Genomic DNA, 25,016 nt, shown 5'->3' on the forward strand with positions numbered 1-25,016 from the left:
CCGGCGGGTATAGATTATATTGATATATAAGAGTTTACAAAATGATTAACAACCATATTCCAAAGTGGGATGATAGTTTTTCTGTCGGAAATGATAGAATTGACCATCAGCATCAATATTTTCTCAGTCTTATCGAATACCTGGATGAGTCTGTCGATTCCAACACTTCACCGGCTTTTGTTAAACATATGCTTGATGAGATACTCCTGTACGCCAGATTCCATTTCTGCAGCGAGGAAAACATGATGGAGCAATATGAGTATGCCGGATACAATAGACATAAGAAGCTGCATGAACAGCTCCTTCACGAAGTGACCAGAAAAATCATTCATTTCAGTATGAATAAGGCAGAACTGGCTGATATAATAGAATTTCTGCTGAGCTGGTTCTTAACCCATACGATAAATGAAGACAAGATGTTCCACGAATCACTTAAGTAGATTCTCTTTACAGATTCTGTAAACCGTCCAGCTTCTGTTTCAATTCAGTCAGTTTCTCCCAGATCCAGTCGGATATGGTAAATTCTCCCGCCGATTCAGCCCGGGTCAGCATGTCCTCAATTTCATCGGGATCACCTGCTCCGGAGAGGAGGAGCGACACGGCGTAATAATACTGGTTATAGGAATTATCGGGAGAATTGCTGTAAACGATTTCCAGGTGAGGCAGCGCCTCTGATGGAAATCCCTGCTTGAGTTTAATAACGCCGGTTACGTAATGGGAATTGTAGTAAAACCATTCTCCTTGAAATTCTTCATCTGCGGGTTTTGCAAGCAGTTGCAGAGCGGAGTCGAAATCTTCCTGAAGATAATACAGTCTGCTTCTGAGATACTGGTTCTGCGGAAGATCCAATGCCCATTCTTCCATTCTGCCAAAAGCTTCCAGAGCCTTGTCGTAACTTCCCTCTATTTCTTCAAGCCGTGCCAGCTGCTGGATAAAAGGATAATAAAGCGGGAAATCTTTAATTGATTGCATAAGCGCAGCTTTTTCTTCTTTCAACTGTCCCGCTCTTTCGGCAGCAAGCAGAAACATTTCCCGTATCTGAGGATAATCTTTCCAGCCCGCAGGCCCCATTCCGGCGTATTTTTCAAATAGATTCGGGTATTCTCCCAAAGCTTTCTGGGTATCCAGCACCCAGTTAAAAAGCTCTTCCTCTTCTGATAGCGACAGAACCTCATCGAAATTGACGGGTTCGGCGGAAATGATCAGTTCCTTATCAGACCAGAAGCCGTTCCACGGACTGTTCTCATCGGAAAAGATTTCATTCATATAATCCAGAGCTTCGCGGGTTTTCTCCAGTTCCGTTCCCTGTCCGGAACTCCAATAAAAACGGCCCAGCACATAAGATTGGCCGAAATCTTCCCAGCTGGAATACTCGGTTTGAATCAGCTCCTGGAAATGGTGAATCAGGTTCCAGGCTTCATCTTCCTTTATATACCCTAAGGTGTAGGACCATCTGATCAGGTAGATCGCTCTTCCCCAGTCCCAGGCGTGTAGAAGCCTGGAGCCGAAAAGCTCCTTCAATCGCTTGACCGTATACACTCTCTTCAACTGGTTCATTCGCAAACCTTCCCGCATTGCCGCTTCCCAGAGAGGCATTCCCGGATAATTATCAATCGCATTGAGAACCGATCGCAGGCTGGCTGAATGACCTTCTCTTTCCAGTCGCTGCAGATCGGAACGCAAATCCTCACCGGAGAAAATGCCCCAATCCCGGGCCAGAGATGTCTCTTTGAGAGAATTGTATTTCCAGTGGGATATGGGATAGACGGGGAGGGAATCGTAATTGGTCAAATGTATTTTCATCATGATACCGCTCAGGGCCAGCGCCGCGGCATCTTTCTGGAAAGAAGAATTGTCCCATTCCAAGACAGGTGATTCACCCGGCCAGGGTGTCAGTTTCGAAATTCCGACGATATTCCCATCAGCATCATATGCCCGGACAACAATTCCGTAGAGGCATTTCAAGGCAAGATCTTCCGGCCAGACAAACTGGTCGGGACTGTTTATAATCATTTCCTTCAAAGGTTCTGAATAATTAATCAGATTGGAATAGGTTGTTACCGATTCGGGCTCAAAGGGGATGGAAGGGTCGTTGACAATATCATATTCCACAAAAGGCGGGCTGGATTGCTTTCGCTCGGCTTCTTTGTAGAGATAGAAAGATACTTTGTATTCCTCTGCGAAAGGAGCTTCGTTCCATGAAAAGGTCTCATCTTCCAGTTTGAGCGTTACAGGAGACTGGAGGTTAAATCTTAGCACTTTCCCCCATTTGTCGCTGAGCGTCATATATTTCCGGATTCGGTCGCCTTTGGAATCGTTCATGAAAATGGGAATTAAAACCAGCACATCTTCCGGCCATGAAGAATCTTTTTCTATAACGGAAAAATAGCTGTCTCCCGTCGAGATGGTCCGGAGCGTTTCCAGTTTTCCCTCGTCATTCTTATATCCTATAAAAAACTCGTAATCGACTACGCTTTTATTCCATGAGGTGAATTCTATCCTAACTTCGTTTTGAGCCACAGCCTCGCTCCCGGTAGGAATGAATATGGGACTCTGGGCGATCAGTTTTCCAAGGGGGTTAAAGGCCGAAATGCTTATCCCGATTTCATTGAGATTATTTATGTCCCGGGGAATGACAAACTCCGAGATATCTCCTTTCATCTGAAACAGGGGATTGTCAATCTGCAGAGAATCTTTCAGATACTGACTGTACCTTTCTGTTTCTCCATCTTTCCATGAATTGACGAAACCGGTTACGATTTTCCAGGGGGAAAAGCTCTCACTGAACCTGAATCCTTCAATCTGATAGGTAGAGGCATTTTCAACAGAATTCCAGGTTATGACTCTGCCGTCCTGTTTATATTGAATGCTGTCGAGCAGATTAAAGCGAAGAACCTTTCCCCTTTGGCCTATTAGCGGGTATGTGAGAGCCTGACGGATTTCCGGGTCATAAGCCCAGATTCTCAGAAAGGGCCTGTTGGAGGGCATCTCCTCCCAGGGAATTGATATGCGGCCTTTTTCATCGGTTCTGTATTCTTTTGTTATCTCTTCTGCCGAATCATCGCCCGGATCAGGCACCACTTCAACTTTGTAGTTTCCAACAGGTTGGAACTGCCTGTATATTTCGATAATGACTGAATCCGAAGGATCATTTGCGAATAAACCGGATAAAGAGAATATGATTAAAATAGCTATTATTGTTTTTTTCATATGTCCGGCCATAATCAGTATAAATCGAGAAAACCTATAATGGTCAAGATTAGAGTATTCTCATATGTCCCGATGTAGTAATTGATTTTTGCCCTGTTGCCGTCGAAAACATATTCTTCCAGAGGTTTCTGGATGAAAAGTACATATTCTTTATCGTCCTCAGTGGCGATGATCTTTTTGTCATAATAGGAGTTCAGATTGGAGTTGCCCAGATGCATACCGAACATCTGAAGATATTTCCTGTCCAGATCGTTCAAGTCCTCCATTTCGCCCTTGAATCTTATTACAGATCGTCCCGCGATATATTTTACGCTGGTTCCGAAATCGAATTTGTCATCGGGAGTATAATCAGGCTCGGTCATCCGGTAGTTGATGAATGATAATTTATAGAAGGGGAATTTATTATTAAAATTCATATCGGTGGTCGTATCGACTATTTCATCGCCTTGAAACCACTCGGTTTTTATAACATTATCCTGATCGTCTAGATACTCGATTGTTTTTGTAATGGCGTACATGCTGCTGTGCTCTTCGGAAAAATACATCTCATATTTTTCGCGGATGCCTTCGGAATTGAAGAACTCGAGCTGGCGGACGATACCTCTATCGCTTCTGAAGTCCTCCGTCGTCTGAAAAATCAGTTTTCTTGCGGTTCTCTTTTCATCAAGATAAACCGTTTTTGATTCGATCATCGATGAGTTCGGATCGCTTTCAGCCAGTTTTATCAGATAGGTCTCTCCCCCGAACTCATTCATGGCGTCGAGAAGTTCCGTGCTCTGGCTGTAAAGAAAATATTGTGTTAGGAGAATAATGGTCAGCAGGATTGATTTTTTCATGAATTGATTGTACCTGTCCTTTTTAAATATTTCTATAATTCTCAAGATAGCTATCCAGGATATTGATTGTTTGAAGGTCATATCGGATAAAATTGTAAAAATCCTCAGTAGGAATCGAGAAATGATCATCTTCATCCCAGCCAAGGTATGTGAGATACTTCTTTCCAAAAAAATGAGTCTGATAATACTCGATTTCTTCCAGGTAAGAATCAGTTATGTCTTCATAGGCAACTTCTATTGTCTTCTCTAATATGGAAGTCATATCAAGTTTTGTTTATTTGTCACTCAAAACGGAATGAATGGAAAATCTCAAAGAAGTCTTCAGTCTGAAAGATTTCCATATCGTCGAAGAGAATGGTCTGACACATTATCCCCAGACCTTCTTTTACATAAAAGTTCGCCATGATAATCTGACACTCCTCAGTATAATCTGTAGTCTCGCTTGTAATCGTCGCTGTAATGCCATAGTCTCCGTTAAACTCAGCTCTGACATCGCTGTCATTGAAGTATCAGAGCTGTATAGCGTTTCAAATTGTAATCCTTTGAGATATGATTTTTGCTTCTCAAGCTATCATGATGATTTCCGGCTGTCCTTAAAAAAGAACATGCCTTTTACCAATATCATGATACAATCTCCGGGATACATCACACAAGGAAATGAAATGCGCAAACTCTTCTTATTTTCAATTCTGTTATCAATGAGTTTTACATCATTTGCTCAAAAGTTCTCAGAGCCTTTCGACTTTTATATCTACTCCTTCGACGAGGCCGGAGGACTTTTCAATTTATTCCGGTATTTCGATCAGATGGAAAGCGGAGAGGTATGCTTGCAGCCTTTATTCCGATGAGTGACTGGCTGCCGATGCAGTTTACGAACAACGAAACAGGAGAAAAAGATCAGAACAAAATAACACTTATGACCGGCGGCCAAACTACAGCCATGAATATCAGGTTTGAGAAAAAAGATCTTCTCTCCATTCCTGAGATCGGAAGCTTTCATAACCCTGAAAATCTTGTTTACGAGCTTACTGAAGAAAGTGTGATTACAAAAAATAACGCAGATCTAACAGTGCTGAGGATCAATGAAGAGCAGGATAATCCTTTTACTTTTTCTTTAACCCTTTATGATTTTGAAGAGTCGGTAGAATATAAGATCAGCTACTTCTATAATATTTCTCAAATAAACCTGAATTATGATATATGGGAACATCTGAAGGCTATCGTCCTTTATACAAGCTTCCTCTCTTATCTGGAGAAATAATCGATGGATGAAAATGAATCAGTCATCTTGATAACAGGAATAGACACAGGAACAGTGAAAAGTATTCAAAGGAGGTTGGAATCATCAAATATTCCCTCTGTCCATGTATCTTCGGGGAACAAAATACCATATCCCGTCGGTGTTCGAGTCATGTTGAAAGACCTTGAAAGATCAAAGCAGATTCTCAGTTCTTTCGGACTAAAGCCCGATGAGTTTTCCCCGGCGGATAGAAAGATGGCTACGAGACATATCATTATTATGTTATCTATCGGCGGTTTGGCTATTGTATTTCTGGTGCTGGTAATATTGGGAGTCATTGGATAAGTAATAAAAAAAGGACCAAATCAGACGATTTGATCCTCTAAAACGATCGGGCTGAGTGGATTTGAACCACCGACCCCATGTCCCCCAGTGTGAACAAGGATAGTCTTCTGTTGACTTAAATATAAGCATAATAAGAAGTTAAATCAATACAATTTTATACGTTTGCTTGTATTTACTAGCATTTTCGATAAAAAGAACTAACAAATCGACTAACACTTATAAGAACCTAACAAATGATGTGATGTGTAATAATATTCACTGCATATAACAATGTCTCTAAACTGATCTTACAAGGACTTGAATTTTATTAGGCTCATTATGTCATACATATAGTGCTGTATAGAGCCGTATATGGATGGCTTATGTAGTAAGTTTTCCATATAAAGCTACTGGGTTCATATAATAAGGGCGTCGATATTGGCGTCAGCTAATAAGATTTGTAATCAATCCATATTTGAAAAAAGTCAATATAACCTTCAGCGCCAGATTCTCTATCTCTTACAGATAAATACCAAACCTGATTTGGAGAATCACCATTCCAGTCGTGTAGATTATAAGTCGTTCCGACTATATCATCAATTCCTCCTAGATAGTCATCAACATCAAATAACATACAATCATGCCAGTCGTTATCGTAATATGCGGTTATCCAGACATCTAAATCTCCAGGGAAAGTATGGCGTATTTCATAATAGACAGTAACATTTGTAACTTCTGAATTACTGGGAAATGAATTTGACATATCTATGCTACTACTCATTGTTGTGTAATCAAGTATTGGGTAATCGTTTTCACCTGAATTATTATAGTCAGTCACAGTCCCTGTTGAATAAACTGGAACTTCATATTCATATGACTCATTAATAATATCAGTATGTAATGCACAACGGACTAGTAATTTGATATTTTTTGTACCCTTTGAACTCCATGAATGGTAAGCATATCTTGATGTTGACCACTCAGAATATGTACCATCACCCCAATTAAATCGATATTCTAGGGAATGTCCAAGGTTACTACTTATTGTTTTGTCAGCTATGAATGTACCTGTTTCACCAACTTCTAATTCATCAGGTCTTAATGAAATAAAAGGGGTACTAATAATTTCTGGTGGGGATAGAGTATTTCCATCTGCGAAATCCCAACCTCCCCAACCATATGAATTACCAGCCCTTACTTCATATTGGTAATATGTATTCGAGTCTAAATTACTATCTTGAACATGAGATGTGTTTTCAACTATATCAACCACATACTCTCCAGTTGATAAATTCCAACGTCTAATCCCATATCTTGTTGCATTAGTTGTACTATCCCAACTTATTTCAAGTGAAGACTGAGTCGCATTATCAATAACTAAATTTGATAACTCACCGGGAATTGAGCCTGAAAAGCACACTGGTACCCCAATTTCAGTATTTGATTTTGAAAAATAGAAATTAGAAGCAATTCCTAATCTATTAATGTATACATTTGAATAACTAGAATCTGTATAAATAGTTAATTGAAAAGAGCTATCTGAAGTAAAAACTAATTCAGGATATAATGAAGTAGAATCATCATCATAACTAATTGTTCCTCTAAATGTATCAGATGAGTATCTCTCTGCAAGAATCAATTCGGTCGTGAAAAAATTATCGGAAAACCAATATTTGATATCAGGTTCATTGTAAATAGAATCCGTGTATGAATATGAAGTAGTATTAAACTCACCATCTGCTATTTCATTAATATCCATTGCTATAGCAGGTTGATCACCAATTGCAGAACAATACCATGTCCCTGGTAAAAGACTCATATTATATTCATTATCAGATGTTGTCGAAATTTCTGTTTGATTAGAATACCATGTTCTCCATCTTGGCGCATATGCAAATACACGGTAATAATAATACTCATTTTGATTTATATCATCATCAATAAAGAATAAGTCATCCGAATCTGTTTCTCCAATATCCTCATAATTAGAATCGTTCATTTTTCTTTGTATAAAAAACTTTGTTATTGGAAAAAAAGGATGAGTATTTTTATCCCAATTTAGTTGAATAAAGTTGCTATAATTATCGTATGAAGCTGTTAGATTTGTGGCTCCTCCAGGAGCAGGAAATATTGGGTAATATATCATATCATCCCATGTATAGTGCAGATTAAAAAAAGACTTGTTTGCTATTTCAACCTCGTATCCTATTGTTAAATCAGTTGAAAAATCGATATCTAGTCTTTTATCTTGATATGGCGCTGAATACATATCTCCATATGTAATTCCTATACCTCCAATTACAGATATGTATGGGCCTGTAGCAGATAACGCTTTAAGTTTAATTTTTGCTCCAATGCCAATACTTCCATCTACAGCAAAAGTTGTATCAGTAAAATCGAAATTCTGCGTAGCAATAAAGTGGCTATTACTATCAGCTTCAAAATTTCCAACATTACTTTCTTTATTATATGTATATGTTCCTCCAACAAGTATTTCTGCTGATTGATTGATTTCTGCAGTTGCATCCAATTTTAACCCGCCTGATAAATTCGCTTGTGGCATTATTACTAATTTTAAAATAACACCGCCAGCTACTACATCTAATGGGACATACATTGGTAGTAAGTTTAATGTTGCTGCTGCAGAGACGTCTACAGATGAAATTATATTCAAATCAAATTCTTCATTCCCAGATATCCTATATTGCATTCTTGATCTACTTTCATTTGATGATATATCCAATAATAAAGATAAATTATTATATGAAACAAAGCCTTTTATTAGAAAAGCAGCTTTTCCACCAACAGATAATTTAAAATCGTTATTAGGTAATATTCCTTCAAGCACAGATAAATCCAAAAGATCTACACCAGCACTTGGAAAATATCCATCAATAAACTCATATACAGAAGTTGGTATATCTTCATAATTGTATGAGTTTGAATCATTCAAATCATAACATTTACCATCCAAATACAGGAAATTTAACTCAATATTTTGATTTTCAATGGTAAATGATCCTCCAAATTCTCGAAACAAGGAAAATAATTCATTTACAATAAAACCTTTAAATTTTCCAATATATGAACCTGAGACTCTAGCTGAAGATGAACTCGATATGTTTTCAATTTCTGTAATGTCTAGTGCAAAGCCTTCAGGATATTCGGTTGTAGGTGGCATTACAACAATATTCCCAACTTGAATATTTGAAAATTGAGTATTTGGATTTATTAAAGTTAATTCCAAAAAATCATCGTCTTTTGTAATTGTGAAATCCTCTGAAGATATTTCATCAATAACTGTTACATTATTTTGAAGTTCTACTCTCTCTAGAAAAGGAGTCATATCTCCTTTTGAGAAATCGCCTGAACCTGTCACTGGATTCTTACAAGAGACTAGAAGTAAAATGAACAGTACAAGTATGTAAATTAACTTTTTCATATTCTTTCCTTAATCTTTAATATTAAATTTATAAATATCGAAACTGGTAAGATCTACATCTTTATAAGTTGCATCTTCAGAAGCATTAAAAATCATCCAAAAATCATATATTTCTTTATCTAAGATAATCGTTGTTGATTCATTAATGTCCAGATCAGAATCAAGTTCCTCCAATCCCCAATCAGATGCTGTTGCTTTTTTTATTTTGATTGAATTACAGACATCAGAAGATTCATTTTGAATAGTGAGTACGACTTCTTTGTTTTGACATGAAGATAGTAATAGTATGAGTAGGATTGAAAAGAGGAAGACTGCAGTATAAAGACGAAATCTCATACTACGACTCCTAAAAGAATAGTTTTATGTAATTTGTACAAACAATAAATCGGTTGCACTAAATGAAATCAAATATCAATTCTGAAAAAGGGAAATGGCAGGTAAGCATAGGCTGTGGTGTATATAAAACGGGTCATCTCTTAAGATCTTGGGCATTAGGATATTCTTAACATTCATTGTTATACAGTTTGAATAACTTTGCAATAGGAAAAATTCCTATATAAGAATACATATGTAGTAATCATTCTCTGTGCATATAACATCACATTCTGTCTACAACTCATCAGGTTTTTCCTTAACAGAAACGATTTAGAAAAAGATGAGAAAAGGCAAACTCAAAAAGAGAAAATTGTTTAGAAAAATGATAGACCTCATACAAGAGAAAGCCATCGTCAAATTTGAACCATCATGTTAAACTGCTGCATATTTGTCACGGAGATATTCTATGAAAAAACTGTTGGTACTCATTTTGTTCATTCTCGGTTTTTCAATATATGCAAATGATACAGCTGTTGAAGGAGCGGGTGGGGCTTTACATATAACAACGACTGATCCTGGGATAAGTATTGAGAATGAAATCATCACTATCATGCTATATCCCAGATATTACCATATCTCAGTTAGATATGATTTTCTCAATCATGGAGACCGTAAAGTTCTTGAGACCGGGTTTCCTGAATATAAATATGGGACCGGAACGACGACCAAGATCAGAGATTTCTCTATGATTTACGACAATGGAGAGATCATTCCTGCTGAATATATTCCATCAAGTCAAAAAATAAAATATATGACTGTACTTGGTTGGTATAAGAAAAACATCGAGTTCGAAGAAAAAATAATTACGACAGTTCAACTCGAATATGAAGCCGATTATGGAATCTATGGTTTTTTTGAATCTGTAGAATATCTAGTGGGAACAGGTCGTACATGGGCTGATCCAATCAAATCTCTCACAGTTCGAGTCATCAATAATTCTGGTAAATGGATACGTGATCTCGATATTGAAAAAGTGCCTTATGATTATCTGTATATTTCAAACGGCATTTATGAGGTCACTCTAAAGGATTATGAACCTGAATTGGAAGACTTGATCAATCTGACATTATCAAATACCCCCTTATATGAGTTTGGGATAGGAGGGTATTGGGGATATCCCAATGACTACTTCTCACTAAAGGATGAAAAAGTCTCTGACAAAAGCTTAAGATTTCGAGATCGGAATCAGTTACGGATTATGAGGAATGCTATCTTTGCTTTCCGGGGATATACGTTTAAGTCTCAATATTTACAAGATTTTTTCGAGAAATCTGATTGGTATCAGCCAAATCCTGAATTTTCTGAGACAGTCTTTACGGATCAGGAGAAATACAACATCAATTTTATCCGGGATTATGAGTCTGAGTTGAGTAGATGACTAGAACTCTCTATATACTGATTGCAATTCTTATTTTAAATAATCTTCTTTTCTCTAACGATTTGCAGAAAGGGAATAAAATCCTCTCCAATGCATCAACAGAAATCCCAATCTTTCTTTTCGTTCATGAAAGAACGGCATTTCTTCATGAAATGGATGATTTATTTATTCGTCGTGTCTACTACAATACTTTGAAAGAGGATAGTCTAGGCTATTCTCATCTGTTGATTGATGAGAAGGATTATATCCTCATTCCTGGATATTATGATTTCGAAATTTCATCGCTTGAAGAAATTGAATTAAATGCAACATATGAAGATTATGTACAACCCAGCATAAGTCTTTTAGGAATCCAAAATCAGGATAATCCTTATTATGAGTATGGGATCTCTGAAATTCAGGCCAGCTCATACCTTACAGAAACATTGAGAAATGGTGTTGTTGATTACTCTGAAGATCATCTTCTTGACCTATATATTCAAGGTGAAGGTCGAGAACAATTCAGGTTTTGGAATAGAGCATCTATTCCTTGGGTGGAAGGCAAGTCTGATGATGGAAAAGGAGAGAAAATCTCCCTATCTCTAAACAAAAAGCAAGATTATTTAGTCATTTTGAATGGTTATATCGATTTGTATAAGAGACATCTGTTCAAGTACAATAACAGATTAAAGAGAATCAGGTTATCATCTTCCAATTTTAGATCGTTTGAATATGAGTTAAATGATACTGTTGAATTTACAACAATATTTTTTCCAAATCCGACTAATAATGTTGAGATTGAAATATTGGATGTCTATCCTGGTGAAAAGTGGAATGATACATGTATCTCATACCTGGGTGCTGGATTAAGATATGAAGAAGATGCCCCGTTTTTAGTAAGAGAAGTGGAGAGGTTTAGGAGTCTGACCCAATGACTTGTATATATCATCTGTGTAAAGTCCGCTTCAGTTTGGGAATGGAGACTCTTAATATAATGCTGTTTGCAACTGTGAATAATGTGGAGATGATCTTTTGACTAAAGCTAAGTAAAGGGAAGGTCTAATCCTCCTGATCATCGGTCTTGTTATACAACTGTTACTGTTTGCATTCGAGTATAGGAAAATTCAATCTTTTCAGTGGGAGAAGCAGTACGCATCGATTTCATCAATTGAGACTGATACCTATCTGGCAAATACTAAAACAGGGACTGTTGAAAGAAATCGATATAATTTGAGAGTTACCTATTCTTTCAATAGTAAGACTTATACAGCAGAACTTATCACTGGACACCTAAAAGATAGGCATTCAGTCCAAATCCGTTTCAATCCTGATAAACCAGAAATCGTTATTTTGGAACCGAAATGGTTTTATGCTCCAATATGTATAATCATATCTCTCATTTGCATCGTCAGTGGTTTATTTGAACTCTTCAAGAAGTGAGGCTTTATGAAAATGCTACAAAGAAAAGTGTATTTATGTCTTCTGGAACATAATCCATTGTCATTTCATATTTATAATTCTCTTTATCGTATTCTTTCATATCATTAATCATCATCCTCTACATTAAACAACCTGATAACCACAGGGTTATGGTCTGAATAAAGCTGACTGAACTTGTCGTGATATATATAAGGATTACCTATATAAGGTTCAGGTTCATCCCAGAGAGCTTCCATTTCACTGACAAGGTTAATGACCTCAAACCTATATTCAAGATCAATCTCTCCCGAGCTCTCAGTGACATTGTACATGAAATGGTCATAGGGTTTACCAATACCATTCTCATCAAGTTTTGTTGTAGTAGTCATGCAGTCAAGATTCAGTGATACATACCCTTCTGGAGTTACTGATTCAACTTCCTCTCTCGTATAAAGATTCATGTCGCCGACTATGAAGATGTCTTTCTCTTTTTCAGAGTTTAAAACAACCCATTCCTCAATTGTATGCAATTCACCCGCACGCCTCTCTCTTTCCTTTCTGGAATCACCCGGTTGAAGATGAACAGAGATTAGTGAAAAATCAAAACCTTCACTTGTTCGGAATGGGAAGGCATAAGGAACTCTTTCAAAGTTAGGGTGGTTACTACGATCATCTGCAAGGAATCCAGATGGGAGATCATTAGCAATTTCAACTACCTCAGGTTTATAGAAAGCAACCCACCACTCAGTAGATGATGTCTTCTTATGAATTACATCTATAGTTCCAGTATCCTCTTCAGATATAACATAGGAGAATCCATTCTCAGTCATAAGAAAAAAGAAAATCTGAGCATCCTCATCTCCTGTATATTCTTCACCGTCAGGATATACGCCGTAATAGGGAGCGGATACTAGTTCTTGAATAATTACAATGTCATAATCTTTAAGTATTGAGACGAGATCTGCATAACGCTTTGATTTATAATGACCTAGCCATTTTATATTGAAAGAGCATAATGTGATTGTATCCGGACTTTCATTAGAATATAGGAAGAATACATTGGCTAATATGAGTACAAGTAATAGCTTCTTTTTCATAAGTAAGTCCTATCAATCCAGAACGACATCGACTAATTTAGGATACTTCATCTTTGCAATTGATATGGTATCCCAGTATATCGACTCCCCTGACTGAAGTACATTGTCTTGATTGAGACTTTACCATCATCAACGGTTAAAGCCCAGAGCCCTGCTCCATCTTGATCAGTCATGCTCACATAAGCTCCGATAACATATACTTTATCGCTCTCTACGTATCCAAAATAATCCGGTTCCCATGCGTGTTCCGAGAAAGTCTCACCTGTTAATAAACCACCCCGTGAATCCCGGAGACAGCTTTATTTGAGTCCGGCACTTACAGCCAGACTTTCTTCCTGTTCATAATACATCATTTAAAATTTTTTGGGAGATAAATATCCCAGAGGTTCCATAATCCTGCGATTATTAAACCAGTTCACCCAGTCGAGTGTTGCTACTTCCACCTGTTCAATGGACCGCCAGGGACCATCTTTATGAATAACTTCTGCCTTGTAAAGACCATTTATCGTTTCAGCCATGGCATTGTCATAGGAATCGCCTTTACTCCCAACTGATGGATCAATCCCAGCTTCAATAAGCCGTTCAGTATATGAAATAGCCAGATACTGAGATCCACGATCACTGTGATGAATTAGCCTTTCCGTTATCTTTCTTGCCCACAATGCCTGATTGAGGGCATCAAGTGTAAAATCTGTTTTCATAGACATAGACGCTCTCCAGCCGACAATCATCCGCGAAAAGACAACGATAATAAAAGCTACATAGACAAAACCCCTCCAGGTCGATACGTAGGTGAAGTCGGCAACCCACAGCTCGTTTGGTCTGGAAGCAGTAAAATCCCGGTTCACAAGATCATCAGGACGGTTATCTTTAGCTGGAATCGTTGTTCTGACTTTCTTGCCGCGAATAACACCACACAGCCCCATAGAGCGCATCAGACGCTCTACTGTGCATCTTGCGACAGGAGTCTTTTCTTTATTCATGGCCTGCCAGACTTTCTTGGCTCCATAAACACATCTGTTTTCAAACCATACCCGATGGATCTCATTTTCCAGAATATTATCGCATTGTACTCTCGGTGGCTCCCGGTCAGGATCTAATTGACGAGATTTCATTGCGTAGTAGGTAGAGGAGCTATCTGAATATTCTTGCAGAGAGGCTCGACTCCATGATCTTCCCTGTTCTCATCAATGAAACCGATCATTATTTCTTTCGGCGGTCGAGCTCCGCCTGGGTGAAATATGCTGATGCCTTTCGCAGGATTTCATTGGCTTCGCGCAACTCTCGATTTTCCCGTTCAAGTTCTTTGATTCGAACACGGTCATCGCTGGACAAACCATCTTTCAATCCCTGATCGATTTCTGACTGTTTAACCCATTTCCTTAAGGACTCTGGAGTGCAACCTGTATTTGACACGATAGACATTATTGCTGTCCACCGAGATTCATAATCTTTTTCATGGTCAAAGACCATTCTCACTGAACGCTCTTTAACTTCTTGAGCATACCTGATTCGTTTTCCCATAACACAGCCCTCTCATATCATTGTGTCTCCGGAAAACCCGGGGTGGTTCATAGAGACTCCTTATATATGTTTTGAATAGGTGTACCGAAAAGATATCTTCATTATAGAACGTTCAGATATTTTAACAGACTTTTCGGGACTCTTTATTCAATTTCTCATATCTAATTAGTGGAGTCCTGAAAAGTGTACTTTCTTGAACTTGACTATCAAGAATCTAATTAACAGCTGAAATGGAGAAAAAAACTATTCAGTTTCAGAATAAACGGTATAATTATAAAATGAAAAAATCAGATAGGAGTTTCATATGTTCAAATTTCAATCTTCTTTTATTTTCATTTTCAGTTTACTAATCTCAATTTTGTTTTCAGGTTGTTGCACATGCGTTGATAAGTATATTGCCGAACAAGAAAGCATTAATGAGGAGATCTCATCTCAAATCGATAATAACCAGAATAGTATAGAAATCATTTCAATTTCTGCTGGTGGAAACCACACGATGGTTCTTATGAATGATAACTCATTATGGGGATTTGGTATGCAGAAAAACGGAGAATTAGGAGCAACTGGAATAAGTTCGATGAAACCGCAGCCTCTACATTATGATGTCAAAGCTGTCTCTTCTGCTGTACAAAGAACTTTTTTCATAAAACAAGATAATTCATTATGGGGAACAGGAGCAAATGATTATTCTCAAATTGGCGTTCCTGATAAGCTAAATTATTATGAACCAGTAAAGATTATGGATGATGTTGTAAAAGTCTCTGGAGGTACTTTTCATACGCTTATCCTTAAAAATAATGGAGAGTGTTGGGGTGTTGGTTCAAATGTATGGGGTCAGTTAGGCTTAAGTGATAATATTCAAATACTTGACGAACCACAGCTTTTACTGAAAAACGTAATTGATATAGAAGCTGGAGATATGCATTCATTAATCATCAAAAAAGATGGTTCTTTGTGGGGAACAGGTAAAAATGCAAATGGACAACTTGGAATTGGTTCAGGAACCCCAGAAGATATATTTAATTTTTCAAAAATTGCAGAAGGTGTAAATTTAATTGCTGCTGGGTATGGATATTCGCTTTATGTAACTTATGATTCAAAATTGTGGGCAACTGGAAATTGGCAACAATTGATGGGTTCAGAACTTAATCCTTTCTTTACGCCACAAATTATTTTAGAGGATGTTTCCTATATTACTGCCGGATCACATCATTCACTAATTATTAGAACTGACTGTTCTTTATGGGTCTGTGGTGTTAATAAAAATGGAGAATTCGGAGATGGAACTTATATTGACCGTATAGCCCCTGATCAAATTCATATTGAAAATGTTAAGATGGTGTCAGCAACAGGTTCTTTCAGTGCATTTTTAAAAGAAGATGGAACTCTATGGATGTCAGGTTACAATCATAGTGGACAGTTAGGAGATGGCACAAATATCGATAGAAATTATCCAGTTCAGGTAATATTTCAAACATTAGAAGAACAGGAATAAACTCCACTATTAAAGTCTTCTTATGATACACTTGAAAGTTGATGCGGATACTGACATTCTTTTTCCGATAAACTAATCTGAACGAAAAACACTGATGAATAACCTGAGTAATTTTTGCTTAGGTTTTTTATTGTCAAAAAGCATTATTTGCTTAAATATTAATTGAGGAGAGGTCATATGAAAAAAAACATCTTTCTTTTAATCTGCATTTCTATAAGTTCCACTCTTTTTGCATCTGATGAATCTCTGAATGGGAGCTGGGGGGTTATTGTAGGTGATTCTGCCTATGAAGCTTTAAGAGTTGATGTAGATGAAATAATCATCATTGATAAACTCTTTCGATCCGGTGAATATGAAATCGGAAACGGATTTATTCATATTGAAGATTTTGATGGAGAAGAAGTCATGATTCAGTATCATTTCTTGGAAGAGGATAAATTACTCTTCATAATTACTAATTTAGAAAAAATAACCGAATCGATTACCCTCATTTTTCAAAGATTAGAATGACTAAATACTTAACGTATGTTGCGGTTTTATATATACTCCTCCTATGGCAAACAAACCGAAGAGGCATGATATCCAGCTCGCAAAGGAAATACTGAAGCGGTGGTATCTTCAAGCAAAATATAGAGGTAAGACTACTGCGATGGAAGAGACTAAGCGGATTTATGAACTTCTTCAGTACTTTGAGGATGTCACTGACTGGAGGATTCTCTGAGCTTCTCTCTTAACCATTCAATCCGTTTTTCAAGGATGAAGTATTCTGCTCGATCCTTACATGCCCTCTGTTCTTTTTTCCATTTAAGGATATGTTCTTCAATTTGGTTAGTGTTCACATTGATAGTTACAGCATGAATGCAGCTTATACTTCAAAAAGTTAGAAATTATCCTGCAACTCTTTGTAACAGCTAAAGCATAGAGGTCTTTCTTTCGTGGAATTATTCTGTCTGCCACATTTCTGACAGTAGTTTTCTTCATATAATGGATTTTGAAATTGAACCCATACAGAATAGCATTTATCACAGTATGGATAATCAGTTGCTATAGTAATTCTGTCGCGACATCTGATACAGAATCCTTTTAAATGTTCTTCATTAGTATTATATCGATATCTTTTATTGTTCTCTGTTTTGAATCCACGACTCTGTCCCCAGCCTTCTATTCTTTCTTCTTCAGCTAAGTCTCTGATTGCTCTCAATTCATCTAAAGCATCCTCAAAAAGATCCTTATCCTTCTTCCTATCAATAAAGATACCCATTTCTCTGTTATTCTCCTGGGAGAACTCAAAGAAATTCATGGAGGTAATAATCATCGAATTCTCATTGGCATAACACTTAGCGTGTAATTCGTGCAGATAGTAAAGATAAATATTGTTTAGATTTGTGATTTTATCATACTCATCTTCATTTAATTCACTTTTTCCGTAGATGATAAATATTTCAACATTTTTATTATCTGCTTCGAGAAGTCTCTCATAGAATATTTTTGAAATTTTCAGGAAGGGGGAACATATTATTATCCGCTCTTTAGCAGTTCTTATAATTCGTTCAATTCCAGCAGAAGCGCCAGTTGTAGTTAAGTATTCAGCCATTTATGTACTCCGTGAAATGATTGAAAATCATATCCTATTTTCCCTATATAGGCTATTAATATTTCACTCTATAAACACATTGCACAATAAGGCATCTCTCAATGTCTTTTTGTGTTTCCCTAAATATAGAGAATAAGTAGACAATTTTTTCTTGACAAGATCTCAGATATTATCGAGTATAATCAAGAAGGTATCCTGCAGTATGCCTAAGCTCATCCCGGTAAGCAAAGTCTAGAGTGCACTGCTTGATATTATTTTATGTTTCTATACATATTCACTTTTATATCTATACTTATCCGGGAAAGTTCATTAGGAGTGATATATGATATTCGACTTTACTAATTATATTAAAGATCTTACTTTTCAATTAGAAAACCATTATCAAAAAAAACTTAAATTATCTCATAAAGAACTAGTACATTTTTTTCATCAGTATATTATTGATGAGACTGATCCTATATCTTTAAAAGATAAAATTAAAAAAATAAACTATAACAATATCAACAGCGAATTCCCCTATATAATTGGTAAAATCAGTTACTGGAGAGAAAAAGCTATCAGTAAGAATATATTTCATCCTAGAGATGATGTTCAGCCATCGAATAGAAGAAGAAAAAAGCGTATAATTGATTACTTAAATGATGAACTAAGGTATAGCTATAATCTCTCAGGATTTTTATCAGACTATGCCTCAAAAACTCATTATCGTGTTGAAAGTGATATTCTCTACGGAGGTAAGCTTACGATCCCTTCAATTCTGGAATATAATTACTCTAATAATCGAAATACTTGTGTAGGTAAAGAATTTACTTTTCCTGGTCTAAGAGATTTAAGAGTCATTAAAGATCAAGAAGCATTCCCATCTTACTTCATTAAGAATACTAGATTATTGGAAGTAGTTATTGATAAGTATTTCAAGAAGGTCAAGACAGAGCCTGTTGTAGAACTTTTAAGTTATTTAAATAAAAATACAAAATCAAAAATTATTATCAGGCTTTCAAAAGAGAACTTTTCTGAGACTGTTTATTTTGATCTTATCAATAGGTTAAGTTCATCGTTCATCTTTAAAACTACAGATCAAAATAGCTTCATTGATGTATTTTATTGTTTTAATGAGAATGAGATATTAAAGCTTGAAGAGCTAATTAGTCTGAGTAGCTAGTAAAATAAGTAGGGACTCATATTGTCGAGTCCCTACTTATTCAGAAAATTTACATTAATTTACAACTTATTATTTTGATTTATCATACAGTGGTTTATTACAAACTGGGTAAATACATAATTCAGCTATTATTACAACATTAGCAATATTTCAAACTGATACTGATTTAATGCATCACATAAATGGATAGAATCAATTTATCCCGAATATAATGAGTTCTCTACAGTCACAGTGAAAACAAATATATCAAATAAGTGTTTCCAATTAATATAGTTTTCCAGACATCAGTCTCACACCTACATTCGACCACTTGTAGAATTACTTTTCCGTTTTTTTGCCTATCAATTTTATTCTATATTTCTTAGCTAGTTCTGTTTGTCTATGCCTTTTTCTGAACTAGCTTTTAGGACGTTTTCTGCAAGATTTGCTTGATCCCAAGTTTCATCATCACTCTGACTTTCTGAAAGAATAAATTCTTTTTTGTAAAATATCCAATCATCATTAATGCTTTTTTGAAGAGTGTCTCGGCTTCTTCTTCTTACTGCAGCTCGTTTATATTTAGATGGATCTTTTTGTTCCTCGACTAATCCTTCTCTTTTAAATAATGATTTATGAGATTTTTTTTCTTTATCATCATTCTCGGAATCATCTAAATCATCTTCTTCAATAAAATCATCTTTCATTATATCCACCTTTTATGTAAGCGTTGTATGTTTCTGTATTTCGATATTCCTTTAAATTCATCTTTATTTCGATCAACAACATTTTCAATTAAATCAAAGTACTCCGTCTTCCATTCTTTTTCTCTGATATAAGTTTTGTCTATACAGAAGCAAAATCGATCCAAAGCATTTAGATAGTTTTCTTTAGCTGCCTTTAAATCTCCCCTCAATGCTTCTCGTAGATCTGGATTATTATTTAACTCTTCTTTATTAAGTAGAATTTCTCTAGATACAGAATTCAATTGAGTTTTTCGAGTATTGAATTCGTTTTCGAGATTGAGAACCGTTGTGATTGTATTTGTTCTTACCAAATTTCTAATTTCAATTATAGCAAAAACTGGGAGCGACAGACTGGCTAATGGAACTATATAGTAAATAATGAAATCTAATACAGCCATCATCTTTGAGTATATTCATTCCCAGAATTATTTAGGATGTCTTGAGCTGCATCCTGATTGTTCCATGTCTCAGAGTCGGATTGATCCTCTCTTAACTCACCCCAGTCTGTTTGATCCTGCTCTAAATATTCATCACTCATCTCATACCTCTTAAAGTTGTAATACAGATATTATTGCTATATGCTAGGTTGTCTGTCAATTTATAAACAATTTCTTTATTGTCTAATTTTTTTTATACTTATATTTTTAGATACTTAATCGAGTATTTGTTAGATTCTCTGCTTTATATAAAAATCATTATTTAGACTTATTGTAATCCCCCCGAAACTAGTGGTCGTCATAAGTAGAAATTATCTTTATTCTATTTGAAGGAGTTTCTACATGAGGACGTCACGTTATACCGATAGCCAGATTATGGCTATACTCAAAAAAGCTGAAAATGGAGTTCCAGTAGCCGATCTTTGCAGGGAAAATAACATTAGTACAGCCCTTTTTTACAGGTGGCGATCAAAATACGGAGGTATGGATGTGTCTCTATTGTCCAAGATGAAAGAGCTTGAAGCCGAAAATGAACGACTTAAGAAAATGTATGCTGAGGAATACTTTAAAGCTGAAATAGTACAGGACGCTCTCACAAAAAAGTGGTAAAGTCATCATATCAAAAACAGAAGGCACAGCATTATGTTCTACAACGAGAAATTTCAATCAATTTAGCCTGTAAGGCATTTCGAATCAGTGAGACATGCTACAGATTCCAACCCAAAATATCAGAAGAAAAAAAGCTAATAGCAGACTGGTTGATCCGATTGACGACTACTTATAAGCGCTAGGGTTTCGGTTTATGTTTTCTCTATTTGAGAAATGTTGAGAAGTTTCACTGGAACCATAAACGCGTCTACAGGATCTACAGAGATCTTGAATCTTAGGATCAAACCAAGGAAAAGATTGAAGAGAGACAAACCTGATGCTTTAGATGGCCCTTCTAAGCCGGATCTGGTATGGTCTATGGATTTTTTGACAGATTCTCTAGCGGATGGGAGGAAGTATCGAACATTCAATGTTATTGATGATTACAATCGGGAAGGATTGGCCATTGATGTTGATCTGTCCTTACCGGCTCCAAGAATCATCAGATCTCTTGGTCAACTGCTTGAATGAAGAGAGAAGCCTATTGCTATTTGATGTGATAATGGACCAGAATACATCAGTGCGGAGCTTCAACATTAGGCAGAAAAGAAAGGGATAGAACTATTATTCATCTAACCAGGAAAGCCAACACAGAATGCTTATATTGAAAGATTCAATAGAACTGTTCGTCATGAATGGTTGGATCTAGTAAATTTATAATCGATTGATCAGACACAAAAACTTGCTACAGATTGGTTATGGTCATATAAAACGAACGTCCTAATTCAGCAATCGGAGGCATTCCTCCAAGGATGAAAACACCGGTTGCTTAAACTAATCTACTTATGAAGCCCATCAAAAATGGGGGGATTACACACTGAGTAAAAAGCCTAGTACTGCAATTCCCTTGAAAGGAAGTAATATATTTATCATAGACATTCCTTGTCGTCGTTTGATTCGATTCTATCAAGACTCATTCTATAGGTCAACGAATTGTATCAATCTATTATTTATCTCAGAAAAGGTGCTATTGTATTTCTTAAAACCGCCATTATTGTATAACATAATGGCGGTTATGTATTATATGGATGACTAATAAAATTCTGCTCCAAAGCCCATCGGGTCAATATATTCATTGATTTCTGCTGTCACATAGGCAAGAAAAAAGTCATCATGATTCCATCCAGCTTCATCTTCATTCTCTCCAAAGACTATTTCACAGTATTGAATTAAGAACTCCTGCATCCCGTTTATTGTTTCCTCTATCAAATCATTTGAAAATTGGATGAAGAAGCAGGCTAAATCACCTTGTTCATATTCACTTTCAACTAAGACTTCTGGACAATGGTCTTTGACTGTTTGATAGGTAGAACCACTGTTATGTTTGAGAAAATTCCAAATTGCATACATTTTTTCGTAATGCCGGTACGATTTGAGTTCTTTGATTGATAATTCGGATGCGTTATTGGGCCCCTTGAAGGCAAGTAGAACTCCTCGATTGTATTTGTCATCTTCCCACCCATTTTCTGTAAGCAGCTTGATGATAGTTGCATCAATTTGCGCTGCTAATTGGTGGTAGTATTGAGCATAGAGGCTGAAGTAGAGATTATTGCGTTTATATTCTGCGTATTGGTGTGACAATGCTGATTTAATTCGAGCATTGACTTCTGCCTCATCAAAATCGACATATCCCATTTGAAGATTATCATCATCAATCGGGGTGAAGTCATGTCCTTTGATTTCCGAAAGGAATTGGTCGATGAATATCTTCTGAGTGTTGAGCCACTCATTCTTTATACGTTGAAGTTCTTTCTTTATCACATTGATATTGTAATCGAGAGCCCTTGATTTCGCTGGTTTATAGAGCAGACTATTCTTATTTGATTTGAGGGTCTTTCTCTTATCGTGAATATGAAAGTAATCGCAAAATCTTTCCATATTTACAGAGACAGTTTGGTTTTCTGTATTCAGGTTCTTGATGATAACACCGTAAAAACGGCTATCATCCTGGTGATATTGTTCACACCATTCAACTGAGTACTTCTTTGGTTTTGGGTTATTCATGTTTTCCTCCATAATTTAGGCGACTAAACGCCACAGATAAATCAATCTTTCGTTATGGAGCACCAACATCCATCAAAATCGATTGATGAAATCATAACTATAAGAGTCATGTGGATGATTCAAAATAGCATTAAAGTCGGAAGTTTTCAATAGGGACATATTTCAACTACTCTACCTTGAAGATTTTTCAAATTAATTCTGAATCTAACTATTGTCAGAAAATCTTTCTGGTTCTTGATAGAATCAACGACTTTTTTACTTTCCAAAATTTCTTTGATAATACTTTCAATATGTGCAGCATCTTCTAATCGACTCCCAATAAGTCCAGATTTTATAAGCTCAATAAAGGCTGTGTTAGTCAAATAACTCTGGACATTATCATAGGTGAAAACTCTACCTCCTTTAGGTCCTAAGGTATTCTTTGATTTAAGTAGATGCTTCCAATATGATTTAGGTAGATACATTCCGACGGATAGTGATCCATTTATCCTATTCTGTTTACTCTTACAGAGCTTAAAATAGAATATGTCATCATTGTATTTATAGTCTTCATCTTTTCTAAGTAATTGAGAAGATTCGAATGAATCCATTAAATCAAGCTCTTTTTGATGATTTGAGTCAGCATCTGGACGATATACCCATTTGGCATTTTCAGCGATTAATCTTTTATACTGAACCATGACAAAGCTTTTGCTGAATTCATCATAATATAGAAGGTCCACACCTATATTTTCTTCGATAGGGGTTCGATTCGCATACACTATATGTACTTGCCTTGAACCATTTGAAAAAGTAGCCTGACCTGAAATATCTTTCTTTGTTAAATTCCAATTATCGAAAATGTTGGAATCATTCATAATTTGTAAATCTTCTCTTACATCGATTGAATTGATGCCACTCAAGAATCCCTGAGTACTCTCGTGTCCTTGTTCAAAGAAACCTTTGTATGAATCAAACAAGCCAGACGCTTTCAGAGCAAGAGAGATGGCTTCTATCTCTGATTTCTGATTAAAGACTATTCTATCTACCGAGTCAGCGACATTCTCCTGATCATATGAGTCCATCAATTTCTGGTATTGATTTTTTACACTTTCATTTTCATTATATATGTATGAGAAAAGAGCTTCACCAAATTTACTTGGTAGAAGAAATTTTGATTTATCAAAGAACTTTTCTGTCGATTGATGGAATGATTTTTCAAGTTTTTCAAGAAGAGTTGATTTTGTAATAGGTTCCAATAATTCGAGAGCTTTTATTATTTTGAATCTTCTTTTTTTTGATGCAGTTTTATTCCCTCGAATACTAATTCCGATATAATTGATTTCATCAGGTTCAGTAGAAATGAAAGTCATGATTTGTTGACTTACTTTTATTTCCAGTTCGTCAAGAATGTCAGTGTGATATAGCCTTTCATGGATATTATTTCTGAATAAATCAGAGTGGTTTAGATCGCTATAATTTAAGGACATTAGCGTCCACCTATCTGATTTTCTCATAGTAACCTCCGGTCTTAAATCTCCTAAAAGGTAAAATTTTCCACATTACCGCCACCCATCCAGAAGACTATACAATTCATGTACCAGAGCAGAACGTCTATCTCCCCTGGGGGTGTCTTCCAGTTCCTTCTCAATTTCAATATGCCGATTCAACACCTTCTGAAATCTTTCCGAATGAAACCTCTCCCGAATCCAGGACAAATCATCATCTGTAATGGCTTCCAGAATCCTCTCCGGCGTATATTCTAGGAAGTCAGCTCCATTCCAATTGGAGGAATGAGGTATTTCTTCTGGCATCTCCTCTCCCAGAAGGTGAGGGAGGAGATAGATGTTGGAGAGCATAGTCCTGGCGAGGATGTAATTACCATCCTTCCCCATTCGGTGGAGAATCAGCGCCCAACACAGGAGTGCAAATGGCTCACCGCTGTCGTCTGGAAAATCTTTCTGGAACCAACGAATATACTCAGAAGATCGGCGGTTGTCACCCAAGAGGAAGTAGAGATAGAAGAGGTAGTACCTGGCACCGCCTCCATCATCGATGAAACCGTACTCCCGTTTAAAGGCTGAGAGCTGGGAGCGGATTTTGGTGATACGGTTGGATATACCCTTTGGTGTTTTGGGGATGGTCATATAT

The 25,016-nt window shown here is 36.5% G+C and carries 22 protein-coding genes, 2 pseudogenes and 1 other annotated feature; of the genes and pseudogenes, 10 read left to right on the forward strand and 14 right to left on the reverse strand.

Annotated elements, in window-relative coordinates; genetic code table 11:
• Positions 1 to 41: 41 nt before the first annotated feature.
• A complete protein-coding gene (locus tag HNR50_RS15765; RefSeq protein ID WP_184747747.1) occupies positions 42 to 440 on the forward strand; it encodes a bacteriohemerythrin in 399 nt (132 codons plus the stop codon).
• Between the two features lie 7 nt (positions 441 to 447).
• Here the strand turns inward: HNR50_RS15765 and HNR50_RS15770 are convergent, their stop codons facing one another.
• From HNR50_RS15770 to HNR50_RS22645, 3 genes are all read right to left on the reverse strand, one after another.
• Positions 448 to 3,210 (reverse strand): DUF1266 domain-containing protein, encoded by a 2,763-nt coding sequence (locus HNR50_RS15770; protein WP_184747748.1) that lies wholly within the window; start codon positions 3,208 to 3,210, stop codon positions 448 to 450.
• A gap of 14 nt (positions 3,211 to 3,224) precedes the next feature.
• Complete coding sequence (locus HNR50_RS15775) at positions 3,225 to 4,046, reverse strand: hypothetical protein (protein ID WP_184747749.1); 822 nt, start codon at positions 4,044 to 4,046, stop codon at positions 3,225 to 3,227.
• Positions 4,047 to 4,327: 281 nt separating this feature from the next.
• On the reverse strand, positions 4,328 to 4,450 hold the full coding sequence (locus HNR50_RS22645; RefSeq protein ID WP_281389121.1) for a hypothetical protein: 123 nt from the start codon (positions 4,448 to 4,450) through the stop codon (positions 4,328 to 4,330).
• 419 nt (positions 4,451 to 4,869) lie between these two features.
• On the opposite strand from HNR50_RS22645, the gene HNR50_RS15780 reads away from it, so the two are divergent.
• Both HNR50_RS15780 and HNR50_RS15785 read left to right on the forward strand, forming a co-directional pair.
• On the forward strand, positions 4,870 to 5,307 hold the full coding sequence (locus tag HNR50_RS15780) for a hypothetical protein (RefSeq protein ID WP_184747750.1): 438 nt from the start codon (positions 4,870 to 4,872) through the stop codon (positions 5,305 to 5,307).
• A 75-nt stretch (positions 5,308 to 5,382) separates the two neighbouring features.
• The gene (locus HNR50_RS15785; protein ID WP_184747751.1) at positions 5,383 to 5,631 is read left to right on the forward strand and encodes a hypothetical protein; all 249 of its coding nucleotides are present in this window, start codon (positions 5,383 to 5,385) and stop codon (positions 5,629 to 5,631) included.
• Between the two features lie 427 nt (positions 5,632 to 6,058).
• On the opposite strand, the gene HNR50_RS15790 is transcribed toward HNR50_RS15785, so the two are convergent.
• Both HNR50_RS15790 and HNR50_RS15795 read right to left on the reverse strand, forming a co-directional pair.
• Positions 6,059 to 9,052, reverse strand: coding sequence for a fibronectin type III domain-containing protein (locus HNR50_RS15790; protein ID WP_184747752.1), 2,994 nt, complete (start codon positions 9,050 to 9,052; stop codon positions 6,059 to 6,061).
• Between the two features lie 9 nt (positions 9,053 to 9,061).
• On the reverse strand, positions 9,062 to 9,388 hold the full coding sequence (locus tag HNR50_RS15795) for a hypothetical protein (protein WP_184747753.1): 327 nt from the start codon (positions 9,386 to 9,388) through the stop codon (positions 9,062 to 9,064).
• Between the two features lie 445 nt (positions 9,389 to 9,833).
• Here HNR50_RS15795 and HNR50_RS15800 point away from each other — a divergent pair, with 445 nt between their 5' ends.
• Positions 9,834 to 10,805, forward strand: a complete 972-nt coding sequence (locus tag HNR50_RS15800) for a YARHG domain-containing protein (RefSeq protein WP_184747754.1) — start codon at positions 9,834 to 9,836, stop codon at positions 10,803 to 10,805.
• A complete protein-coding gene (locus HNR50_RS15805; RefSeq protein WP_184747755.1) occupies positions 10,802 to 11,719 on the forward strand; it encodes an NADase-type glycan-binding domain-containing protein in 918 nt (305 codons plus the stop codon). The genes HNR50_RS15800 and HNR50_RS15805 overlap by 4 nt, the downstream gene beginning before the upstream one ends.
• A gap of 609 nt (positions 11,720 to 12,328) precedes the next feature.
• Here the strand turns inward: HNR50_RS15805 and HNR50_RS15810 are convergent.
• Complete coding sequence (locus HNR50_RS15810; RefSeq protein WP_184747756.1) at positions 12,329 to 13,300, reverse strand: exonuclease/endonuclease/phosphatase family protein; 972 nt, start codon at positions 13,298 to 13,300, stop codon at positions 12,329 to 12,331.
• Positions 13,301 to 13,653: 353 nt separating this feature from the next.
• Positions 13,654 to 14,824, reverse strand: a pseudogene (locus HNR50_RS15815) (IS3 family transposase).
• Positions 14,430 to 14,546 (reverse strand) — a sequence feature (AL1L pseudoknot). Its footprint overlaps the pseudogene before it by 117 nt.
• Positions 14,825 to 15,128: 304 nt before the next feature.
• Between HNR50_RS15815 and HNR50_RS15820 the strand changes: the two are divergent.
• The 3 genes from HNR50_RS15820 to HNR50_RS15830 all read left to right on the forward strand — a co-directional run bounded on the left by HNR50_RS15820 (position 15,129) and on the right by HNR50_RS15830 (position 17,040).
• Positions 15,129 to 16,319: an RCC1 domain-containing protein gene (locus tag HNR50_RS15820; protein ID WP_184747757.1), complete on the forward strand. Its 1,191-nt coding sequence runs from the start codon at positions 15,129 to 15,131 to the stop codon at positions 16,317 to 16,319.
• Between the two features lie 177 nt (positions 16,320 to 16,496).
• Positions 16,497 to 16,829, forward strand: coding sequence for a hypothetical protein (locus HNR50_RS15825; RefSeq protein ID WP_184747758.1), 333 nt, complete (start codon positions 16,497 to 16,499; stop codon positions 16,827 to 16,829).
• Positions 16,830 to 16,872: 43 nt separating this feature from the next.
• Positions 16,873 to 17,040 carry a hypothetical protein gene (locus tag HNR50_RS15830; protein ID WP_184747759.1) on the forward strand — a complete coding sequence of 56 codons (168 nt, stop codon included), beginning with the start codon at positions 16,873 to 16,875 and terminating at the stop codon, positions 17,038 to 17,040.
• Between the two features lie 159 nt (positions 17,041 to 17,199).
• Here HNR50_RS15830 and HNR50_RS15835 read toward each other — a convergent pair whose 3' ends face one another.
• The gene (locus tag HNR50_RS15835) at positions 17,200 to 17,913 is read right to left on the reverse strand and encodes a phospholipase D family protein (RefSeq protein WP_184747760.1); all 714 of its coding nucleotides are present in this window, start codon (positions 17,911 to 17,913) and stop codon (positions 17,200 to 17,202) included.
• A gap of 322 nt (positions 17,914 to 18,235) precedes the next feature.
• Here HNR50_RS15835 and HNR50_RS15840 point away from each other — a divergent pair, with 322 nt between their 5' ends.
• Positions 18,236 to 19,075: a hypothetical protein gene (locus HNR50_RS15840; RefSeq protein ID WP_184747761.1), complete on the forward strand. Its 840-nt coding sequence runs from the start codon at positions 18,236 to 18,238 to the stop codon at positions 19,073 to 19,075.
• Positions 19,076 to 19,440: 365 nt separating this feature from the next.
• Here the strand turns inward: HNR50_RS15840 and HNR50_RS15845 are convergent, their stop codons facing one another.
• The 3 genes from HNR50_RS15845 to HNR50_RS15855 are packed head-to-tail and all read right to left on the reverse strand — an operon-like array spanning position 19,441 to position 20,335.
• The gene (locus HNR50_RS15845) at positions 19,441 to 19,758 is read right to left on the reverse strand and encodes a hypothetical protein (protein WP_184747762.1); all 318 of its coding nucleotides are present in this window, start codon (positions 19,756 to 19,758) and stop codon (positions 19,441 to 19,443) included.
• Positions 19,758 to 20,195 (reverse strand): hypothetical protein, encoded by a 438-nt coding sequence (locus HNR50_RS15850; protein WP_184747763.1) that lies wholly within the window; start codon positions 20,193 to 20,195, stop codon positions 19,758 to 19,760. The genes HNR50_RS15845 and HNR50_RS15850 overlap by 1 nt, the downstream gene beginning before the upstream one ends.
• On the reverse strand, positions 20,195 to 20,335 hold the full coding sequence (locus tag HNR50_RS15855) for a hypothetical protein (RefSeq protein WP_184747764.1): 141 nt from the start codon (positions 20,333 to 20,335) through the stop codon (positions 20,195 to 20,197). The genes HNR50_RS15850 and HNR50_RS15855 overlap by 1 nt, the downstream gene beginning before the upstream one ends.
• A 241-nt stretch (positions 20,336 to 20,576) precedes the next feature.
• On the opposite strand from HNR50_RS15855, the pseudogene HNR50_RS15860 reads away from it, so the two are divergent.
• Positions 20,577 to 21,655 (forward strand): annotated as a pseudogene (locus HNR50_RS15860) (IS3 family transposase).
• A gap of 259 nt (positions 21,656 to 21,914) precedes the next feature.
• Here HNR50_RS15860 and HNR50_RS15865 read toward each other — a convergent pair.
• The 3 genes from HNR50_RS15865 to HNR50_RS15875 all read right to left on the reverse strand — a co-directional run bounded on the left by HNR50_RS15865 (position 21,915) and on the right by HNR50_RS15875 (position 25,012).
• Complete coding sequence (locus HNR50_RS15865; RefSeq protein WP_184747765.1) at positions 21,915 to 22,886, reverse strand: hypothetical protein; 972 nt, start codon at positions 22,884 to 22,886, stop codon at positions 21,915 to 21,917.
• Between the two features lie 146 nt (positions 22,887 to 23,032).
• Positions 23,033 to 24,382: a hypothetical protein gene (locus tag HNR50_RS15870; RefSeq protein WP_184747766.1), complete on the reverse strand. Its 1,350-nt coding sequence runs from the start codon at positions 24,380 to 24,382 to the stop codon at positions 23,033 to 23,035.
• A gap of 45 nt (positions 24,383 to 24,427) precedes the next feature.
• On the reverse strand, positions 24,428 to 25,012 hold the full coding sequence (locus HNR50_RS15875; protein WP_184747767.1) for a hypothetical protein: 585 nt from the start codon (positions 25,010 to 25,012) through the stop codon (positions 24,428 to 24,430).
• Positions 25,013 to 25,016: the final 4 nt, after the last annotated feature.

The sequence above is a fragment of the Spirochaeta isovalerica genome (assembly GCF_014207565.1).
Classification (GTDB): domain Bacteria; phylum Spirochaetota; class Spirochaetia; order DSM-2461; family DSM-2461; genus Spirochaeta_F; species Spirochaeta_F isovalerica.

Bases quoted from the DNA above. Each gene is read 5' to 3' on its own strand.
- HNR50_RS15765 (WP_184747747.1), top strand. From the start codon at position 42: ATGATTAACAACCATATTCCAAAGTGGGATGATAGTTTTTCTGTCGGA.
- HNR50_RS15770 (WP_184747748.1), bottom strand. From the start codon at position 3,210: ATGAAAAAAACAATAATAGCTATTTTAATCATATTCTCTTTATCCGGT.
- HNR50_RS15775 (WP_184747749.1), bottom strand. From the start codon at position 4,046: ATGAAAAAATCAATCCTGCTGACCATTATTCTCCTAACACAATATTTT.
- HNR50_RS22645 (WP_281389121.1), bottom strand. From the start codon at position 4,450: ATGGCGAACTTTTATGTAAAAGAAGGTCTGGGGATAATGTGTCAGACC.
- HNR50_RS15780 (WP_184747750.1), top strand. From the start codon at position 4,870: ATGCTTGCAGCCTTTATTCCGATGAGTGACTGGCTGCCGATGCAGTTT.
- HNR50_RS15790 (WP_184747752.1), bottom strand. From the start codon at position 9,052: ATGAAAAAGTTAATTTACATACTTGTACTGTTCATTTTACTTCTAGTC.
- HNR50_RS15795 (WP_184747753.1), bottom strand. From the start codon at position 9,388: ATGAGATTTCGTCTTTATACTGCAGTCTTCCTCTTTTCAATCCTACTC.
- HNR50_RS15800 (WP_184747754.1), top strand. From the start codon at position 9,834: ATGAAAAAACTGTTGGTACTCATTTTGTTCATTCTCGGTTTTTCAATA.
- HNR50_RS15805 (WP_184747755.1), top strand. From the start codon at position 10,802: ATGACTAGAACTCTCTATATACTGATTGCAATTCTTATTTTAAATAAT.
- HNR50_RS15810 (WP_184747756.1), bottom strand. From the start codon at position 13,300: ATGAAAAAGAAGCTATTACTTGTACTCATATTAGCCAATGTATTCTTC.
- HNR50_RS15820 (WP_184747757.1), top strand. From the start codon at position 15,129: ATGTTCAAATTTCAATCTTCTTTTATTTTCATTTTCAGTTTACTAATC.
- HNR50_RS15825 (WP_184747758.1), top strand. From the start codon at position 16,497: ATGAAAAAAAACATCTTTCTTTTAATCTGCATTTCTATAAGTTCCACT.
- HNR50_RS15830 (WP_184747759.1), top strand. From the start codon at position 16,873: ATGGCAAACAAACCGAAGAGGCATGATATCCAGCTCGCAAAGGAAATA.
- HNR50_RS15835 (WP_184747760.1), bottom strand. From the start codon at position 17,913: ATGGCTGAATACTTAACTACAACTGGCGCTTCTGCTGGAATTGAACGA.
- HNR50_RS15840 (WP_184747761.1), top strand. From the start codon at position 18,236: ATGATATTCGACTTTACTAATTATATTAAAGATCTTACTTTTCAATTA.
- HNR50_RS15845 (WP_184747762.1), bottom strand. From the start codon at position 19,758: ATGAAAGATGATTTTATTGAAGAAGATGATTTAGATGATTCCGAGAAT.
- HNR50_RS15850 (WP_184747763.1), bottom strand. From the start codon at position 20,195: ATGGCTGTATTAGATTTCATTATTTACTATATAGTTCCATTAGCCAGT.
- HNR50_RS15855 (WP_184747764.1), bottom strand. From the start codon at position 20,335: ATGAGTGATGAATATTTAGAGCAGGATCAAACAGACTGGGGTGAGTTA.
- HNR50_RS15865 (WP_184747765.1), bottom strand. From the start codon at position 22,886: ATGAATAACCCAAAACCAAAGAAGTACTCAGTTGAATGGTGTGAACAA.
- HNR50_RS15870 (WP_184747766.1), bottom strand. From the start codon at position 24,382: ATGAGAAAATCAGATAGGTGGACGCTAATGTCCTTAAATTATAGCGAT.
- HNR50_RS15875 (WP_184747767.1), bottom strand. From the start codon at position 25,012: ATGACCATCCCCAAAACACCAAAGGGTATATCCAACCGTATCACCAAA.